Here is an 18401-nt window from a genome sequence, read left to right as displayed (position 1 = left end):
TGCAATCATTATGTTCAAACAACTATTTGCCTCCATGAATGAAATGCTCGACGAAGTGAATGATCAGTTCGCAGCTGCGTCCGGTTCCCAAAGAAAAGAGCTGCAAGAAAAGCTTCACACGTTGAAGGCTATGAGCGACACGTATATTGAAGAGTGGCTTTTGTTTGAAGAAAAGCTTGCAGCCTTTTACCAATTGCACCAGCCAGTGTCGGTCAATGATTTATTGGATCCGGAATTGGCTGGGAAACGTTCAGATGCCTTTTTAAAAGGTCAGGGCTTCTATAAGCTCTTGATGTATGAAGAAGCAATTAGAGAGTTTAAAGCAATTGTTAACAAGCAGCCGGAGTTTACATTAGCGAGGATCTACTTGGCAATGAGTTACTTGCAAAAGGGAGAAATATCCGAAAGCTACAATCAGTTCCATTTCTTATCCCAAGTAACAGAAAATAATCGTATGAGAGCTATTTCCTATAGCGCAATGGGCTGTATTCAAATTCAATATCAGAATATGGATAAAGCATTCGAATATTTTGCCATGGCACATCATTCGGATCCATCCAGTGTTGAGCCACTAATGGAAATGGGTTTATGCTCCGAAGTAAAAGGAAAGCTGTATTTTCTACAGCATCCTGCAAGAAATTAGTCGTTTTTTAGAAATTCTAGCAGTAAGTTTACTATTCCCTTTTCCCATGAGTATTGGTATGCTTAGAAAGAAATTGGGAATGAAGGGATTGACATAAGGGTAATGAAATTCGCGGTTTTGGATTTTGAAACGACCGGGAGCCAGTCTACGGATCGCATTATTCAGGTTGGCCTCGTCATTATACAGGATGATTACATCATTGACAGGTATACCTCCTTGGTAAATCCCGGGATCGGTATACCTTCTTCTATAACTGCATTGACTGGAATTGACGATAGTATGGTTGCAGATGCGCCAGAGCTTGATAGCGTTATGGGAAACATGGTGCCTTTGCTTCAAGATTGTGTGCTCGTCGGCCATAACATTGCTTTTGATTTAGGTTTTTTGCAGAGGGCTTTAGACGAGGAAGGCTATTTTCCGTTTGATGGCAAAGTGTTAGACACCATGGACACGCTGAAGGTACTCTACCCGTCATTATCGAGCTTACAGCTTAGTATGGTGTGCCTTGCCTTCGGTATTGAGCACGAACGTCCACATCAAGCAGACAGCGACGCAGAAGTAACAGCCTTAATTTGGATTAAGTGTCTTCAGAAATTTCAAGCATTACCTTTGTTAACGCTGCAGAGGTTGTCATTGATTTTTGATGAAGTAACGACTGACTTCGGCTGGTTTATCCAAGAGATGAAAGCGTATAAGGAAATGTTCACAACCATTGATTCCGATACTGCTCACTATTTTCGGCAATTTGCTATCAATGTTGACGATTGGGGAGAGGATGAGCCAATTCGTAGTGAACAGGATGTTAAGGGATTGCCGGACACCTTTGCATTATTCTACGATGAGCTGAAGCAAGCGTTAAAGCAGCGCTTTGAGTCTTACGAGGATCGTGAAGCTCAGGTTCGTATGCTCGAGGAAGTAGAGGCTGCTTTCCAGCAGGGCCAGCATCTCATGATTGAAGCGGGAACAGGTACCGGTAAATCGCTTGGTTATTTAATCCCTTCTTTATATTATGGCCTTAAACAAGATAAGAAAATAATAGTAAGTACCCATACAATCAACTTGCAGGAGCAGATTCGTGAAAGAGATATTCCGCTTCTGGAGGATTTATTTCCTGTAGGATTTCAGGCTGCAGTGCTTAAAGGCAGAAGCCATTATTTATGCTTGCGTAAATTTGAGCAGAAGATGAATGTTCAGGACTTTGAGAATGGTAAAGATGATCGGCTGTCAGCAGGACAAATGCTGGTATGGCTTAGTGAAACGAAGCATGGGGACGATGAGGAGCTGCATTTTGGAAATAAAGGTGTGCAGTTTTGGCATTCTGTTGCAAGTGATACGGATTCTTGTTTAAACAGGGCTTGTCCCTGGTTTAAGAAATGCTTCTACCATCGTGCAAGGCATCAATCAAATACAGCAGACGTCATTATTACGAATCACTCTTTGTTATTTACTGATATGAAAGCGGAGAACAGGCTTCTGCCTAGCTACAAGCATCTTGTAATCGATGAAGCTCATCATTTTGAAGAAGTTGCTAGCAAGCATCTGGGTATAGAGCTTTATTACGGAGCTTTCTTGAGTACCCTTTGGTGGTTGTTTAAGGATAGCAGGAGCGGTCAATTACCGCTGCTTCGCTTAAAGCTGCAAAAGCACGAGAAGGATCAAATACAGACCTGGTGTCAATCAATAGATGAAGTAACGCCTAAACTGCTGCAAATTAAAGAAGAGTGGGATGAGCTGGCTGAGCTGCTGTATCAGCTGGTAGTAACTCGCTCTGACCCTTCGCAATCCGAAGCCGGCCAGCTAGTGTACCGGGTTAAAAAAGATGAAACACCCAACGGTTGGGACAAACTTCTGGTGCTTGAGGATAATATTTTCATTCATATGAATGAAGTTATAAAGAGGCTGGAAAAGCTGTTTAATGAGATGAAAGAAATGCAAGATGAGTTGGACATTCAAGGGATATTAACCGATTTAAACGGAACTCTCAAGGAAATGTACCGCCACCGTGATAATTTACATTTTTTTATGACCATGCCCGACGATAATTATGTGTATTGGATTGAAGCGGGGAATGGTAAAAGCAAGTCGCTTCAGCTGGTAAGTGTACCTATTGATGTAAGCTCCATGCTGCAGCAATCTTTCTTTGGTATAAAAGATAGTGTCATTCTGACTTCAGCAACCTTGTCGGTTGGCAAATCATTTGATTATACATGTGAGCAGCTAGGCTTGGAAACTAAAGAAGATGAGAGCAAGCTGAAGACGGTTCAGCTTCCATCCCCGTTTAATTATCGGCAGCAGGCACTTGTCGCCATCCCAAGAGATTTTCCAAGCATACGCGGCAATAACGGCGAAAAAATATTTATGGACCATCTGAGTATGTCTCTCGCTGAGGTAGCTTTGGAAATGAAGGGACGTATGCTGGTGCTGTTCACCTCAAACAGGATGCTAAAGCTGGCACATACTGCATTGAAAGATAAGCTAAGTCCATTTGGCATCCAAGTGCTTGGGCAGGGAGTAGACAGCAGTAATCGCAGCAAGCTGACAAGGCTTTTTCAAAGCAGTCCCGCGAGCATTTTACTTGGTACTAGCAGCTTTTGGGAAGGAGTGGATATTCCGGGGGAAGCATTGAGCTGTCTGGCTATTGTACGTTTGCCTTTTCAACCTCCCAACCATCCGCTTGTTGAAGCGAAAACTGAGAATTTGAAGAAGCTGGGTCATAATCCCTTTATGAAGCTATCGGTGCCTCAAGCGGTTATTCGCTTTAAGCAAGGTTTTGGCCGTCTCGTAAGAACGGCGAAAGACAGAGGCATAGTTATCATATACGATACGAGGGTAATTGATACGACCTATGGCAAGTATTTTCTATACTCTCTGCCAGGTCCCAAAATAGAACATATGCCTACAAGTCAATTAGTTCCGAGAATCAAGCAGTGGATGGGGGAAAGCGATATATGAAAACATTAAAAATATCGGAAGCAGTTGTCCGCAGACTGCCGATTTATTTGCGCTTCCTTAACGAGCTGAGCAAGAAAAATGTGCATACTGTTTCATCCCAGGATCTAGGTATTAAGCTTGATTTAAATCCGGCGCAAATACGCAAAGACCTTGCCTATTTCGGTGAATTTGGCAAAAAGGGCATTGGTTATGATGTAGATTATTTGATCGAGAAAATCCGCCAAATTCTTAAAATTGACAAGGTGATCCCAGTTGTATTGGTTGGTGCCGGGAATTTAGGCCGAGCGCTCTGCAATTATAATGCTTATCTTAAGGATAATATGAAAATTGTCGCTATTTTTGATGAGCTTCAGAGCAAGGTAGGGGAGTCAATCAATCATTTGAAAGTAAAGCCGATGAAGGAGCTTAAAGAAACTATACAAGGCTTGAACATTCGGATTGGAATTATTACAGTGCCTGCAGCAGAAGCCCAGAATGTTGCAAACCAGTTTGTTGAAGGCGGAGTAGAAGCTATTTTAAATTTTGCTCCGATTATTATAAAAGTTCCGAGTGAGGTGCGCGTGCATCACGCTGATTTTACTACTGAGCTGCAAAGCTTGGCGTATTATTTGGATGAATAGTCAACAGTATGGATTATTAGACATAAAAAGAACGTCAGGAGCTCCTGACGTTCTTTTTATGTTCACTATTACTCTAAAAGAATAGGAATACGACTTTGTAAAGCAGAAAAGCAACAACCATACTAATTGGAATTGTAATGATCCAGGTCATAACCATTTTCGTAACCGTCGCCCATTTCACATCATGGAATCTCATAACAGATCCGGTACCAATAATGGATGATGAGATTACATGAGTAGTGGATAAAGGCATTCCCATATGGGTAGAAACTTGAATAACTATGGATGAGTTTAAATCAGAAGCGAAGCCGTTAATAGGTTCGATCTTGATCAGTTTTTTACTCATTGTTTTAATGATTCGCATACCGCCTATCGATGTGCCTAACCCCATAGCTATAGCGGCGCTTATTTTAACCCATAAGGGGACATCCATGGTGGTTTGATAGCCTAAAGTGACGAGAGCAAAAACCATGATTCCCATCGCTTTTTGAGCATCGTTCCCTCCGTGGGATATGGATAGTAACCCGGCAGAAATAATTTGAAAAAATCGGAAGGTTCTATTGAGCTTGGATCGTGAATGATTGCCGCCTACAATGATAAGCTGACGAATAATCCACATGATGATAAAACCTGTTCCAAAAGCAACTATTGGAGATAAAACCAAAATTAGAATAATTTCTCTGAAACCACTCCAATTGAGTGCCGCTGTCCCGGCTCCAGCTATAACACTACCAGCTAAAGATCCGATCAAAGTATGAGAGGAAGAAGAAGGGATTCCGAAATACCAAGTCACTAGATTCCAAATAATAGCGGACAAAAGTGCGGCAATAAGTATGGGTACACCATTCTCAATTTCGGCCGGATTGGCTACTTTTCCACCGACGGTTTTGGCTACCTCTGAAGATAAGAATGCGCCAACGAAATTCAAAATCGCCGCATAAAAGACAGCAACTCTTGGAGTTAGCGCTCGGGTAGAAATTGAGGTGGCAATGGCATTGGCTGTATCGTGAAAGCCGTTAATAAAGTCAAACAGCAGCGCCAGTCCAACAATGATCAACAATAAGGTTAACATAGTCTCCTCCTACCAAATATGGACGACTGCTTACGAATAACGCAATACTACGCTTTCCAGTATATTTGCAACATCTTCACAGGCATCTGTTGTTTGCTCCATACGTTCATAAAGCTCTTTCAGCTTAAAATCATGATATGGATCTTTAGGGTTTAGAAATATTTCTCTGATGCCTTCCCTCATTAGACGATCGGCTTCGTTTTCGAGGCTGTTGATTTGAACCGTGTGCTCGGTCATTTGCATGTACTTTTTCTTGGAAAGCAGCTTGAAAGCATCGAGGATGTGCTGGCAGCTTGCTACAATAACCGCGGAGAATTCTTTCATATACTTATCGCTCTCGGAGATATTCAAATAGTCAAAACGGGCAATCGTGGCTTCAATGCCGTCAATTACATCATCGACCTTTGAGGCAAGCTCCATAATATCCTCGCGGTCTAGCGGGGTGATGAATACTTTGTTAAGACCTTTAAAAATTTGGTGCGTAATCTGATCTCCTTTATGCTCCAAATCTTTCAGCTGCGGGTAAAACGTAGCGGGCGGTTGATCTCCCATGATGGCATTACGAAACATTTGTGCAGCATGTAGCGTATTTTCCGATGCTTTAATCAGCAGCAGCAAAAAGTCAGTGTCATTTTTTTTTGCAAAAAGCATGAAGCAGCCTCCTCGATTGTGTATTTTAACAATAAGTTAACAATATTCTTGTAATATGTAGAATTTTGCCGAGAAAAATTAACACAAAATTAAAAATAACACAATAGACAGATGGATTGCAATCATAGTTTATCCAATTTAGAATATGTTCATCAAAGTGTAAAAATGTAATGTAAGCAAGGTTGCATTAGCTAATGTTACTTGATTTCTGTGGATTGAAGTTGTACAGTTAAATTTGGTTATTAATGCGCGCGAAGGGATATGTGAAATAATGAAAAAATGGATTATTACTAATGGTACTTTTATTACAATGGACGAGCAAAATCCTGTACTTCAAGGATGTATGGTTGTAGAAAATAATCAGATTACATATATAGGTAAAAATGCTCCGCAGCCTCTTGATTATTATGACGAACAAATTGATGGTTCTAAGAAGCTGTATATGCCGGGTTTAGTTAACACTCATAATCATGCAGCCATGTCTTTGCTTCGCGGCTATGGGGATGATTTGGCGCTGCAGGTTTGGCTTCAGGAGAAAATGTGGCCGATGGAAGGCAAATTTACGGCACATGATGTTCGGTGGGGATCGCTGCTATCTATTATAGAAATGCTTAAAGGTGGAACGACTACTTTTGTTGATATGTACGATCACATGAATGAAGTAGCCAAAGCGGTGGAAGAAAGCGGGATGCGTGCAGTCCTAACTCGCGGAGTTATAGGATTGTGCCCGCCAGACGTTCAAACGGCCAAGCTAAGCGAAGCAAAGCAGTTTGCTCTTGACTGGCATGGTAAAGCTGACGGACGTATCACTACGATGATGTCGCCGCATGCTCCCTATACATGCCCGCCTGATTATATAGAAAAGATTGTACAGGTTGCTCATGATCTGCAGCTTCCAATCCATACGCATATGTCCGAAACAGCACGTGAGGTTCAAGATAATGTAGATCAGTACGGGGCAAGACCTGTTGCTCATTTGGCCAAGCTAGGTGTTTTTTCCAGACCTGCACTGGTTGCCCATGCTGTTCATTTGACTGATGAAGAAATAGATATATTAAAGCAGTATGACGTTCGTGTTTCTCACAACCCGGGCAGCAACTTAAAGCTGGCTAGTGGTGTGGCGCGGATACCGGAGCTGCAGCGCAAGGGAATTATGGTTTCTCTTGGAACAGATGGTCCTGCAAGCAACAATAACCTGGATATGTTCGAGGAAATGAGGCTTGCTGCCTTGATTCATAAAGGGGTTTCCGGTGATCCGGTTGCCGTTCCGGCTGATTCGGCGCTGCGTATGGGGACGTTGGATGGTGCCAGATCGATTTGGCTAGAAGATGTTGGCGCGCTGCAAGCGGGAATGAAAGCTGATTTCATTGCATTGAATATCGATCAGCCTCACTTTTTCCCGAAAACGAATTTCATTTCCCATGCTATTTATTCAGCATCTGCCAAAGATGTAGTTGATGTATGGGTCGATGGAAAAATGCTCGTTAAAAATGGTGAGTGTCTGACATTAGATGAAGAAAAAGTGCTGTTTGAAGCACAGCAGTGCTTCGAGCGTTTGGTTGGACAAGCATAAGATGGTGAACTGAAACGGGGAGGAGGGCTGCATCCCGTGAAATATAAAATTATAGCTGCCGCGGTAATAGTATTATCGCTTCTCGTCTTTTTTAGTATCCGTTTTTTTAACATGGTTCAAGAAGATGAGTGGAAGGTTCAACGTAATGCCGTGGAGACTGCCTATCAGAAAACAATTTTGACTAAAGCCAATAAAGTTGAAAGCTTTGTGAGTGATCAGCCGTATACTATCATTTTTGGTGAGGATAAGATCGGTCAAAGCCTTATTGTTTGGGTAGGTAAAGAAAGTATATACACGCAGATGGCTGTTGATGGAATCACTGCTGAACAAGCCGAACAGCTTGTATTGGGAAGGCAGCCGGAAGCTAAAGTATTAAGATTGATGCCAGGGATAGTTAATGGAAATCCGGTCTGGGAGGCTTTTTATAAAGTTATACCCGAGAATGAACGCAGCGGACGATATTACTATGATTACTATGCATTCCACGATGGGGCTTATATTGATACCTATCGATTGAGCATCGAATAATGTTTAATTTGAGCGTCTATTCAAGAGCGATCGGATAACCGAAAGCATTGAATTAGACGCTCTTTTGTGTTGTTTCCACACATTGCATCATCATTTTGTATATATCATGTGATATACTATCGATATAACAAATCGATATATAAGAAAGGGGGACGTCAGCTTATGAAGTTACGTCTCTTACCTGTGATAATAAGTGTTTCTATTTCTGCTGTAGTTTTATTTGGCGGATGGTTCGTATATCAAAGCGTTGCTATGGAAAATCCTTTGAAAGAGGTAGTTGAAAGTACACCGGGTGTACAATTGATGCATACTCACATTACCAATACGGCTACCGAATTGGAACTCAAGCTTCAGGCTGGAACAAGCCTGCGTGAGGTGTACAGTCGAATCCAAAACGATGGCGGCTCGGCTCTTGGTAAAAGAGAATTGAAACTAAAGGTAGTCAATGATTCATCTCCAAAATTAGAGCAGTGGTGGTCTTCTGCGTTATTTGATGTGGCACAAGCCATGGAAACCAAACGTTATGCACAAATTCCAAAAACATTGCAGGAGCGCGCGGCAGCATCAGATAGTTTAAAAGTGTCAACAGAAATGGATGACAAATTTGTTTATATCACGCTGACAGACGGAGACAAAAGCAAGTTTATTATGATGCCTAGAACCGCTTCCTTAATGGGGGTGTGGCCTAATGAGTAAAATTTATAAAGAAATTTTCGTTGGTGTCATTCCTGTATTTTTAGTGTTCCTATATTTTATCGGCATAAACGTTGTTCCTTTGTTATTTATGACCATTATACTTGGCGCTCTATTCTTTATGACTCGAATGAGAGGTGCCGGAGGCAGCTTTGGCGGAGGTTCTGACCGCAAGGCTCGTAACGCTGCCGCGCCGAGCTATATGACGTTTGATGATATCGGGGGTCAGCACCGGGCCAAAGGAGAATTGAAAGAAGCGCTCGATTTTCTGATCAAACATGAAGAAATACAAAAGCTGGGCATACGTCCGCTGAAAGGTATTTTGCTTACAGGGCCTCCGGGCACCGGTAAAACATTAATGGCTAAAGCGGCAGCTCATTACACGAATTCTGTCTTTATGGCTGCCGCAGGCAGTGAATTTGTTGAGATGTATGTTGGTGTGGGTGCAAGCCGGGTTCGTGATATGTTTAAGGAAGCACGCTCAAGAGCGATTAAGGAAAATAAGGACAGCGCAATATTGTTCATTGATGAAATTGATGTTATTGGAGGCAAAAGAGACGGCGGTCAACATCGGGAGTATGACCAAACCTTAAATCAATTGCTTACTGAGATGGATGGGATTCATACTTCTGAAACTCCGCGCATTTTGATTGTAGCCGCAACTAACCGGAAAGAAATGTTGGATAGCGCATTGCTGCGCCCAGGCCGGTTTGACCGTCATATTGAGGTGGATCTGCCCGATAAGAAAGGCAGGCTTCATATCCTTAATATTCATGCCAAAAACAAGCCTCTAGCAGAATCAATAAGCTTGGAGCTAGTAGCTGAAGAAACGTTTCAATTTTCAGGCGCACAGTTGGAGAGCGTTATGAATGAAGCTGCCATATATGCTATGCGTGAAGAATCTATTGAGATTGAACAGAGGCATTTATCTCAAGCTGTCGATAAGGTGATGCTTGGTGAGAAGACTGATCGTGAGTCAACGAAGGAAGAAAGAGATCGCGTCGCCCTGCATGAGCTTGGACATGCTATTGCTGCAGAAGTCGTACGTCCAGGCTCTGTATCTCAAGTTGCGCTAAGTCCACGCGGCAAAGCACTCGGCTATGTGCGGCATAATCCTCAGCAGGATCAATATTTATATACGAAAGAAAATATTGAGGAGCAGATTATTATTGCACTTGGAGGCTCAGTTGCAGAAGAAATGTACTATGGAGGCCGCAGCACGGGTTCTCGCAATGACTTTGAGCAGGCTTTGCAACTAGTGCGTACAATGATGGATTCAGGCTTGACAAGCTTGGGTATTATCGACAGGCAGATGGTAACTAAAGAAGAATTGATGAAAGAAAATGCGGCGATACTGGAGCAGTTAACGACTAGTACCAGAGAGCTTCTAGAGCGCCATCGTCTTGTTTTCGATGAATCGCTGCATATTTTGACTAAAGAAGAAGTATTGTCTGGTGATCAGTTCCGTCAATTATTGGATCAATCCCGATTACAGATGGCCTAACCTCAGGCAGCCTTAGGCTGCTTGAGGTTTTTTAAATTGATTTGAATTATAAACCTAAGCTATCCTTAGCTATAGGTTTTTTGTCATTTTTCGCAACTTTTTCTGTTTTTAATAGTCTAATATATTGGCAGATTTCGCCACATTATACGCCCCTTACTCCATTATTTTCAATTTGCATATTTCCTAATACATACGATAAGCTGAGGTGTAAAATGAGATTTTTAACTATGTTTATTTCATTATTGCTGTTGTCAATGCTGATGGTTCCTATGCTGGCGTTCGCCGCGGAGAAGCCGATCAATCTATTTTTAAATGGGAAGCAGCTGTCTGCTAATGTAGCACCCAAAATTGTTGAAGGTAATACGGTTGTTCCTGTGCGGATCATTGCCGAGTCTCTCGGGTCCAAGGTAGAGTGGGAAGAGAAATCTGGTAAAGTTACCGTAGATAAAGATAAAGTTAATATTCAATTATTTATTAATAAGCAGGAAGTTATAGTTAATAAAAAAAAATATCAGCTGGAAGTCGCGCCGGCTATTATGGAAGGCAGCACAATGCTGCCGTTGCGATTTGTAAGCGAGCAGCTTGGAGTTAAAGTCATATGGGATGACTTGACTCGTTCCGTATTTTTATTTGATACAGAACAGGATGCCAATAGCTCTGCTGTTTCACCAGCCCAACCTAATGAAGGACAAGCAGGTACTGTAGATAAAACCAAAGTTCCGTCTAAACCAGCTGATAATTCTACCGGTAAAGGAACGGACAAGACTACAGATAAATCGACGGATAAAGCAACAGATAAGACCACAGATAAGCCGATAGATAAGAATACAGATAAGAATACAGATAAGCCAACAGATAAATCAGATGGCGCAACGGAGCTCCCTGTCAAGGAAGCAGCAGTCAAGCCAGGCGAGAAGCCGGTAACTGAAGCACAGCCCGGAAAGCAAAATCCTGCTGCCTCTGATAAAAACTCAGAACTAATTACGACATTGAGTTCAATTTCAATGGAAGGCGATCAGTTCATAGTAAAAACGAGTGGGGCAAAAGTAACGCCGAATTTGATTTCTTCAAATGAGGGTAACCGCATTACTATTGATTTTCCTAACAGTAAGCTGGATCCGGCTCTAAAGCTGGGTGCGAATGGCGAGGGAATTATTAAACAAAACAATCAGGCAGTGTCACAAATTAGATATTTGCTCTTTTCAAAAGATTCATCTATCGTTAGAATAATAATAGATTTATCCAAGAAGTCAGCTTTTAAACCGGCAACTGCAAGTACTACCGCACAATTCGTATGGGCTATAATTCCTGCTAAAGATCGATATAGAGTCGTAATTGACCCGGGTCACGGTGGTAAGGATACAGGAGCAATCTCAGTAACCAAACGTCTTGAAAAGGATTTCGTGCTTGCATTGGGAACCAAAATTCATGCATTGCTTGAAAAGGAACCCAAAATCGAAGCTTTTATAACCCGTAAAGATGATACATTCGTCGAATTGGCTGACCGTGCTGCTTTTGCGAATGACAGGGATGCAGACTTGTTTATCTCTGTCCATGGAAATTCAGCTGGAAAAGAAACCGTAAGAGGTGTGGAAACGTATTATTATACGGATCAGAGCTTGGATTTTGCTAATTTGATGCATAAGCAAATGCTTAAATCCACCGGATTTACTGACCGTAAGGTTAAACAATCAGGCTTCTACGTTGTAAAGAATACCAACATGCCTTCATTACTTTTGGAAGTTGGATTTTTATCCAATCAAACGGAAGAAAATGCTATGTTTCAGGATGCTTTTCAAAATCAGGTAGCCGCGTCCATCGTTACTGCTATTAAGCAGCAGTTGAATATCGACTAAGGAGATGGTAACGATGCTAAACAATAAGCTAAGCGGAGTGCTGATTAGCGTTTCTTTAATAGCTCTGTTGTCTGCATGCGGACAAGCAAAGATACAGGGAACGGCTGAGCAAACGGCTAAGCCGCAGGTGCAGAATGTTCCCGAATCCAAACAGCCTGCTGCACCTCCTGTTCAGGATAAGGTAAAGCAAAATACTATCAAAGTGTATTTCGGCGATGAGTCAGGTGAGAAATTAGTAGAACAAGAAGTAGCGGTAAGCTACAAGCAAGAGGATGAGAAGTATTCAGTATCATTAACAGCATTGAGTACAGCTCCTGATAGCAAGCGGATTGCATTGCTGAAAGGAATTACTATTAAGTCGGCTGTCTTGAAAAATCAACTGCTTACAGTTGACTTATCCATAGCCCCTGAAGCCAGGATGGGCGCGGGGGGGGAAGATTTGCTGCTGCAAGCTATGAAAAAAACATTATTTCAATTTTCAGAGATTCAGAGTCTGGAGATATTGGTTGATGGAAAAGTAGTTGATAGTTTAATGGGGCATATGGAACTGCCGCATCCAATCAAACGAGATTAATAGTTAAATTTTATATTTCATATTTTATGTAAATGTTGAGTACGCCGGGAGGGCAATTGAATGAATCATAAGAAAAATCAAACAAAAAAAGTAGCTGCGGGTCTCGTAGCTTTATCCGTTTTAATGAGCAGTCCCGTTTATGCAGCGGATTCAACATCAATAACCAATCCAACGTCAACAAGTGCAACATCTATAAACACTACTTCAGCCTTTTCTGATGTTAGTACACAGCACTGGGCTATTAAATATGTGACCAAATTAGCGGCTCTAGGTATTATTCAAGGCTATGAAAGAAATGAGTATCGACCTGAAAACCCTGTTTCCCAGCAAGAGGTTATTGTTATGGCCATTAGAATGATGGGACTTGAGAGTGAAGCTTTGAAGAGCAAGTCGGAAACCATACTGCCGGTTGCGGTCGATAGTTTCTTTAAGCCATATATAGCCTACGCATTTGATAAACAGCTGCTTGATATTAAAGAAGAGACCGATACCTCCGGAACTGCATCCAAAACTGCTTGGGGTTCACGTTCTGCGAGCAGAGAGTGGGTCGCAAAGCTCGTAATAAGGGCAATCGGTAAGCAGGGCTTGGCTCAAGAGAAAGCACTGACACCCACCATCTTTAAGGATGACAAAGACTTGTCGAGTTGGGCTGTTGGTTATGTAAATGCTGCAGTTTCTTTGAAGATTGTCAATGGAGTGGACGATAATAATTTCCAGCCCAAGGGTGCTGTAACTCGTGCACAAATGGCAACCTTTTTAAGCAGAGCGGATAAAGAGCTGACAACACGTTCAGACAAGGTTTCTATCGGATATGTGATGGGCTTGACGAATAATAAATTGTCCATTCAAAATGAACGTGGTCAGTCAAGTGATTTCACAATTAACTCCAATACCGTTATTTATAATGCCAAAGATGACAGCCGAATAGCTTCTTCAGCGTTGAAGGAAACTTATCAAGTATATGTGATCCAAAATCAGGGAGTGGCATCCTACATAGAATTAATGAGTGATCAAGAGAAGATGGGATCGCTTGAGGGAAGCTTGAATCAGCTGTTTTTGCCGAATATGCAAATAGCTATCAATCAGGCCTCAGGGGTAGAATTAAAAGAGCTTGCCCCTAATGTAACGGTTACAGACAAGGATGGAAGAGGTTTAAGTCTGGGTTCTATAGTCCAAGGCAGCATCATTGAGCTGAAATGGAATCTATTAGTGCCTAATGCGAAGATTAGTCAAATCATAGTTAAGCAGACTCCTGTTAGTAAAACCGGGGAAGGTACAATAATTAGCATACAAAAGGATCAAAACACTATCACCTTTATGGAGAAAGCTTCAGGAAAAAATGAAACCTTTGCTCTCGGACCCGTTGTTCCTGTTAAGCTGCCTGATCAAACAGCAGCAGACATTTCCAAGCTGCGGGTTGGTGATGAAGTTGCCTACGATATTAAAGCTAACCAGATTACAGGGGTAGCCATTCGCAAGCAAGCTGATGTAAGCAATACGGTGCAAGGTACATTGATAAGCTTAAGTGATGATAAAAAGAATATGACCATTAATATCGGGGGTAAGAGCCTCGGTGCTTATTTCGTAGCAGAGAATGCTCTTGTAACTATCGATGGATTACCAAGTGCTGGCTTGTTCGATATTGTAGCCGGTGATGAGCTGAAAATAGAGCTGGTGAACGAAAAAGTAGTTAAAGTTAATGTAACTAGCCGTTCGATTAAGGAAATGTCTTTTGCGACTATGGGTGTGTACGATGCAGAAAATAAGGTGCTTACAGGAATTTATGATAACGGAGACGTATTTGCCTACAAGCTGACCGAAAACACAGTTCTTAAAGTTGGCAGCAGAACTTATCCTTTAACGGATTTCTCGACAAACTTCCACAAGGGAGATAAGATCGACCTGAAGGTTTCCAAGGATAAAGTAATTTCGATTCAATTGACGGAGCAGCTGGAAGGAACTTTGACTCAAGTTAATACAACAACCAATGAGGTAAGCATTCGTACTGCAAGCGGTCAAAGTATTACCTTCAAGGTTCAGGATAATTTATGGGTCTCTTTCTGGTCGAACACGAACGGAACTTTAAAAGATTTAAAAATAGGAGATCAAATTTCAGCCAGAATAAGATCGTCCCAGGATGTTATTATTACTCAAATAAGTGTTAAGAAAACAGGTGTTTACAAAATTTTGATGGTTAATTCGGATAGCAGGCAAGTTAATGCAGAAGATGAAGCAGGCTCTTTGTATACCTTCAAAGTAGACAATGATAATATTATAATCAATGCCAACAAAATCACTCATACATTTGGAGATATCCAGCAGGATGACTATTTAAAAGTATCTTACAACGGTAATGTATTGACCAGTGTAACTATTCTCAAAACAGTTCGCGGAAAAGTAACAGGCGTTGATACGGCAGCGGGAACTATCACTGTTCAAGATTTTGCTAATGGCATTCAAGCTATCCCGGTTGGGCAAAAGTTCGTTATTAAGCAAGGCGGAGTAACATCTGCAGCTTTAACAGCTATTAAACCAAATGATAGAGTTGAAATTATTAGTGATACGGATGATAAAACATACATTACAGTAGCTGATGCAACTAAACGGACAGTGTCATCCTATGATATTGTACTTAATCAGATCGTGTTAAAGCCTACAGCTAATGGTGACAAAACTACCTATAATTTATATTCCAAAGCTTATCTTCACAAAGGAACGAATATCGTAGCACCTAATGCTTTTGTTGAAAACGACGAAGTGAATGTTTTTGTAATAGCAAATAAAATTATAGAATTAGAAAAATAATATGTAACTTTATCAATCAAGCAACCGTCTAAGGGGTAGAGTAGTTTTATTCTACTGATTAGGCGGTTTTTTCTTAAAACTTCCTTAATTTAAGGTAAATTTCGTTAAAAGTTCGGATTTTGTCGTGTAAAGTCATTGATTCCTCACGGCGGATTGGGTAAACTAAATTTTATACCATTAGAAAGAGGTAGTCCTCATCCATGAACAAGAAGCAGGTTCGTAATATTCTCGATACGATTGGCGGTATGTTTCCTGATGCCCATTGTGAGTTGAATCACGCGAATCCCTTCGAATTGACAATCGCTGTACTTTTATCGGCACAGTGTACGGACGAGACTGTCAATAAAGTGACGGCTTCCTTGTTTCAAAAGTACAAAAAGCCGGAAGACTATATCGCTGTACCGATAGAGGAATTGGAGCAAGACATCCGCCGGATTGGGCTTTTTCGAAATAAAGCCAAAAATATTCAAGCTTTGTGTGTCCTTCTCTTGGACAAATACGGTGGTGAAATTCCTCAGCTGCATGAACAACTGGTCGAATTGCCTGGTGTCGGCAGAAAAACAGCGAATGTTGTTATGTCGAACGCTTTTGATGTACCTGCTATTGCAGTTGACACGCATGTGGAACGGGTATCTAAACGACTAGGAATGGCAAACCTGAAGGATACTGTACTGGAAGTGGAAAAAAAGCTGATGAAGCTGGTTCCGAGAGAAGAATGGACGCTGACGCATCACCGGCTCATTTTTTTCGGACGCTACCATTGTAAAGCGCAAAACCCGCAATGTGACGTATGTTCACTTGTGGAAGTATGCCGAGAAGGAAAAAAACGTATGAAATCCGGTAGTCGTAGGAAACCTATACAGTAAAATTTATATCACTAGAATACGATAAGGATGGGATTAATATGAAATGCATATCGGTGTATACGAATGATTTTGAAGTGTTCTCGGACATTTATGAGCAGGTTCTGAGCATGCCATTGGCAGAGAATGAAGAAAAGCAAATAGAAGGCATAACAGTAACGGAGTCCGGAGATGTTCCAGACAACTATTTGGATCGTATGAAAATAAAGCCGGAAGTTGTTGTAATGAAAGTTAGGGATAAAGATATTACCATTTTGCAGCATAAAAATTTGTTTGAAATTTTCATTCCAGCCCCTGAAAGTGTGGTACACTAAAAACCGAAGCCATTCGGTTTTTTTTTGTAAATTTTTATGGTATGGGGAGATAAAGAATGAGCAACATAGCTATGCTAGAGGAAACAATAGAGAATGCAATTCGGAAGCTGATGGGGAAAGTACAGGATGCCGGTGATCCTGAAAATGGTAAGAAATTAAAGCAATTGCTGCAAAAATCAGAGAGTGGAAATTTATATATCGCTTTCTGCGGACATTTTTCTGCAGGGAAATCAAGCCTAATAAACAAGCTGTGCGGTCATCAGCTGCTGCCGTCGAGTCCGATCCCGACAAGTGCGAACATTGTAAGTATCAGTAACGGTGAAGCGGGAGCGAAAGTCGTTCACAGAATTAGTGAAGGTTCTGAAGAGACTGCTAAGGTACAAATGGTACCTTTGGAGGAGCTGGCTGCCTATTGTAAAGACGGGGAAGCTATAGAAACCGTAAATTTGCAATATCCGATACCCTTTTTGGGTTCAAATACAGCACTTTTGGATACTCCCGGCATAGATTCGACAGATGATGCACACCAACTAGCTACAGAATCGGCTCTGCATCTGGCAGATGTCGTTTTTTATGTTATGGACTATAATCATGTGCAATCCGAAATAAATTTTGCTTTTACGAAGAAAATGAAAGAGTGGGGGAAGCCGCTCTATTTAATTATAAATCAAGTAGATAAGCATAGGGATCAAGAGTTATCTTTTTCAGATTACCGCTCAGGTGTTCAGGAGGCATTCAAGAACTGGCATATTCAACCGGATGGAATTGTGTATACATCAGTGAAAACTCCAGACCATCCGCATAGCGAATGGAGCAAGCTGGATTGGCTGCTTAAGCGACTTATCGACGAGAAAGCGCCCTTAGCAGCGTTAAGTTTGGAGAAGTCGGCCAAGCACTTGGCGGATGCACATGCATTGAAGATGGCCGAGAACAATGAGACGGCCAAGGAGGAGCTGCGCGCCCGTCTAGCTGCCGACGAAGGAATTGAGTCGGCGCAGCAGCAATGGGCAGCGCTAAGTGCAGCGATAGCAAGCATGGAAGCACAACCAGAGGAGCTGCGTGCTGCGCTGCGAAAAGAAACTGCGGTAATACTGGATAACGCCAATATTACACCTGCTGTGACGCGCGATCTCGCGCATGAGTACTTGCAGAGCCGCAAGCCTGGCTTTAAGGTTGGGTTGTTTGCAGGCGCAGCTAAGACTGCGAAGGAAGTGGAGCGACGTCTTGGGGCGTTTAACAATGATTTTGCAGGGCAGGTTGCTGCACAAATTGAACGCCATCTTCAACAGCTCTTAACGAAGTCTATGGATGAGTTTACAGTGGTTGCGCCGGAGCTCGTTAGAGAGATTGCAGAAAGTCTGCATATTCCAGTGAAGCCAGAATGGTTGGCTGAGCAGGTCAATACAGCTGCCGGATTCGGTGGAGACTATACGTTGAATTATTCCAAGCAGGTTGCAGCCGATTTAAAGCTGCAGTATCGCAAGCAAGCGTTCGAGCTTATTGACGGGCTCAGTGCCGCACTTGGCGCTGCGCTGCAGCCGCAGCTGATAGACCTTCGTGCGCAGCTGAAGGAGCTGGATGGCCGCTTGGGCAGCTTGCGCGAGCTTGAGAAGCTTGCGCAAGCTGAGGCTGCATACGCGGCAGCGCTGGTCGCGCCGTTCGCAGCTCTGCGCGTGCCGCAGCCGTCGCTGCCGGACCCGGCCGCCGCCGCGGTTAGCGCGGCTGCGTCTGGCTCCGCTGCGGCGCCGGCGCC

Annotated in this window: 15 protein-coding genes; 13 read left to right on the top strand and 2 right to left on the bottom strand. The window is 42.3% G+C overall.

Annotated features, from left to right (window positions below; translation table 11 throughout):
* Window positions 1-10 precede the first annotated feature (10 nt).
* The 3 genes from ACFQ0C_RS29045 to ACFQ0C_RS29035 all read left to right on the top strand — a co-directional run bounded on the left by ACFQ0C_RS29045 (window position 11) and on the right by ACFQ0C_RS29035 (window position 4215).
* Window positions 11-643, top strand: coding sequence for a tetratricopeptide repeat protein (locus ACFQ0C_RS29045; protein WP_379371931.1), 633 nt, complete (start codon window positions 11-13; stop codon window positions 641-643).
* Window positions 644-745: 102 nt separating this feature from the next.
* A complete protein-coding gene (dinG, locus tag ACFQ0C_RS29040) occupies window positions 746-3595 on the top strand; it encodes an ATP-dependent DNA helicase DinG (protein WP_379371928.1) in 2850 nt (949 codons plus the stop codon).
* Window positions 3592-4215, top strand: coding sequence for a redox-sensing transcriptional repressor Rex (locus tag ACFQ0C_RS29035; protein ID WP_258216064.1), 624 nt, complete (start codon window positions 3592-3594; stop codon window positions 4213-4215). Before dinG ends, ACFQ0C_RS29035 begins: the two co-directional genes overlap by 4 nt.
* A gap of 73 nt (window positions 4216-4288) precedes the next feature.
* Here ACFQ0C_RS29035 and ACFQ0C_RS29030 read toward each other — a convergent pair whose 3' ends face one another.
* A complete protein-coding gene (locus ACFQ0C_RS29030; protein ID WP_258216065.1) occupies window positions 4289-5287 on the bottom strand; it encodes an inorganic phosphate transporter in 999 nt (332 codons plus the stop codon).
* 30 nt (window positions 5288-5317) lie between these two features.
* Complete coding sequence (locus ACFQ0C_RS29025; protein ID WP_258216066.1) at window positions 5318-5938, bottom strand: DUF47 domain-containing protein; 621 nt, start codon at window positions 5936-5938, stop codon at window positions 5318-5320.
* A gap of 271 nt (window positions 5939-6209) precedes the next feature.
* On the opposite strand from ACFQ0C_RS29025, the gene ACFQ0C_RS29020 reads away from it, so the two are divergent.
* The 10 genes from ACFQ0C_RS29020 to ACFQ0C_RS28975 form a co-directional block, all read left to right on the top strand.
* Window positions 6210-7511: an amidohydrolase gene (locus ACFQ0C_RS29020; RefSeq protein WP_379371925.1), complete on the top strand. Its 1302-nt coding sequence runs from the start codon at window positions 6210-6212 to the stop codon at window positions 7509-7511.
* 36 nt (window positions 7512-7547) lie between these two features.
* Entirely contained in the window at window positions 7548-8039 is a 492-nt protein-coding gene (locus tag ACFQ0C_RS29015) for a cell wall elongation regulator TseB-like domain-containing protein (RefSeq protein WP_379371923.1), read from the top strand.
* A gap of 162 nt (window positions 8040-8201) precedes the next feature.
* Window positions 8202-8735 (top strand): hypothetical protein, encoded by a 534-nt coding sequence (locus ACFQ0C_RS29010; protein WP_379371921.1) that lies wholly within the window; start codon window positions 8202-8204, stop codon window positions 8733-8735.
* Window positions 8728-10236 carry an AAA family ATPase gene (locus ACFQ0C_RS29005; RefSeq protein ID WP_379371919.1) on the top strand — a complete coding sequence of 503 codons (1509 nt, stop codon included), beginning with the start codon at window positions 8728-8730 and terminating at the stop codon, window positions 10234-10236. The genes ACFQ0C_RS29010 and ACFQ0C_RS29005 overlap by 8 nt, the downstream gene beginning before the upstream one ends.
* A gap of 212 nt (window positions 10237-10448) precedes the next feature.
* A complete protein-coding gene (locus ACFQ0C_RS29000) occupies window positions 10449-12092 on the top strand; it encodes an N-acetylmuramoyl-L-alanine amidase (RefSeq protein ID WP_379371917.1) in 1644 nt (547 codons plus the stop codon).
* A gap of 13 nt (window positions 12093-12105) precedes the next feature.
* Window positions 12106-12666: a GerMN domain-containing protein gene (locus tag ACFQ0C_RS28995; protein WP_379371915.1), complete on the top strand. Its 561-nt coding sequence runs from the start codon at window positions 12106-12108 to the stop codon at window positions 12664-12666.
* A 60-nt stretch (window positions 12667-12726) separates the two neighbouring features.
* Window positions 12727-15471, top strand: a complete 2745-nt coding sequence (locus ACFQ0C_RS28990) for an S-layer homology domain-containing protein (RefSeq protein WP_379371913.1) — start codon at window positions 12727-12729, stop codon at window positions 15469-15471.
* A 200-nt stretch (window positions 15472-15671) separates the two neighbouring features.
* On the top strand, window positions 15672-16337 hold the full coding sequence (gene nth, locus ACFQ0C_RS28985) for an endonuclease III (RefSeq protein ID WP_258216074.1): 666 nt from the start codon (window positions 15672-15674) through the stop codon (window positions 16335-16337).
* A 38-nt stretch (window positions 16338-16375) separates the two neighbouring features.
* A complete protein-coding gene (locus tag ACFQ0C_RS28980) occupies window positions 16376-16648 on the top strand; it encodes an NAD/NADP transhydrogenase alpha subunit (protein WP_171655763.1) in 273 nt (90 codons plus the stop codon).
* Between the two features lie 56 nt (window positions 16649-16704).
* On the top strand, window positions 16705-18401 hold a 1697-nt coding region (locus ACFQ0C_RS28975; protein ID WP_379371910.1), incomplete at its 3' end, for a dynamin family protein.

It is taken from the genome of Paenibacillus sp. GCM10027630, from assembly GCF_042676305.1.
In the GTDB taxonomy this organism is placed as follows: domain Bacteria; phylum Bacillota; class Bacilli; order Paenibacillales; family NBRC-103111; genus Paenibacillus_S.
The sequence above is the reverse complement of the archived record's forward strand: the minus strand, read 5'-3'. Positions and strand labels throughout refer to the sequence as shown.

Coding starts and splice junctions, on each gene's coding strand:
- ACFQ0C_RS29000 (WP_379371917.1), top strand. CDS start 10,449: ATGAGATTTTTAACTATGTTTATTTCATTATTGCTGTTGTCAATGCTG.
- ACFQ0C_RS28995 (WP_379371915.1), top strand. CDS start 12,106: ATGCTAAACAATAAGCTAAGCGGAGTGCTGATTAGCGTTTCTTTAATA.
- nth (WP_258216074.1), top strand. CDS start 15,672: ATGAACAAGAAGCAGGTTCGTAATATTCTCGATACGATTGGCGGTATG.
- ACFQ0C_RS29010 (WP_379371921.1), top strand. CDS start 8,202: ATGAAGTTACGTCTCTTACCTGTGATAATAAGTGTTTCTATTTCTGCT.
- ACFQ0C_RS28980 (WP_171655763.1), top strand. CDS start 16,376: ATGAAATGCATATCGGTGTATACGAATGATTTTGAAGTGTTCTCGGAC.
- ACFQ0C_RS28990 (WP_379371913.1), top strand. CDS start 12,727: ATGAATCATAAGAAAAATCAAACAAAAAAAGTAGCTGCGGGTCTCGTA.
- ACFQ0C_RS29030 (WP_258216065.1), bottom strand. CDS start 5,287: ATGTTAACCTTATTGTTGATCATTGTTGGACTGGCGCTGCTGTTTGAC.
- ACFQ0C_RS29035 (WP_258216064.1), top strand. CDS start 3,592: ATGAAAACATTAAAAATATCGGAAGCAGTTGTCCGCAGACTGCCGATT.
- ACFQ0C_RS29020 (WP_379371925.1), top strand. CDS start 6,210: ATGAAAAAATGGATTATTACTAATGGTACTTTTATTACAATGGACGAG.
- ACFQ0C_RS29005 (WP_379371919.1), top strand. CDS start 8,728: ATGAGTAAAATTTATAAAGAAATTTTCGTTGGTGTCATTCCTGTATTT.
- ACFQ0C_RS29045 (WP_379371931.1), top strand. CDS start 11: ATGTTCAAACAACTATTTGCCTCCATGAATGAAATGCTCGACGAAGTG.
- ACFQ0C_RS29025 (WP_258216066.1), bottom strand. CDS start 5,938: ATGCTTTTTGCAAAAAAAAATGACACTGACTTTTTGCTGCTGCTGATT.
- dinG (WP_379371928.1), top strand. CDS start 746: ATGAAATTCGCGGTTTTGGATTTTGAAACGACCGGGAGCCAGTCTACG.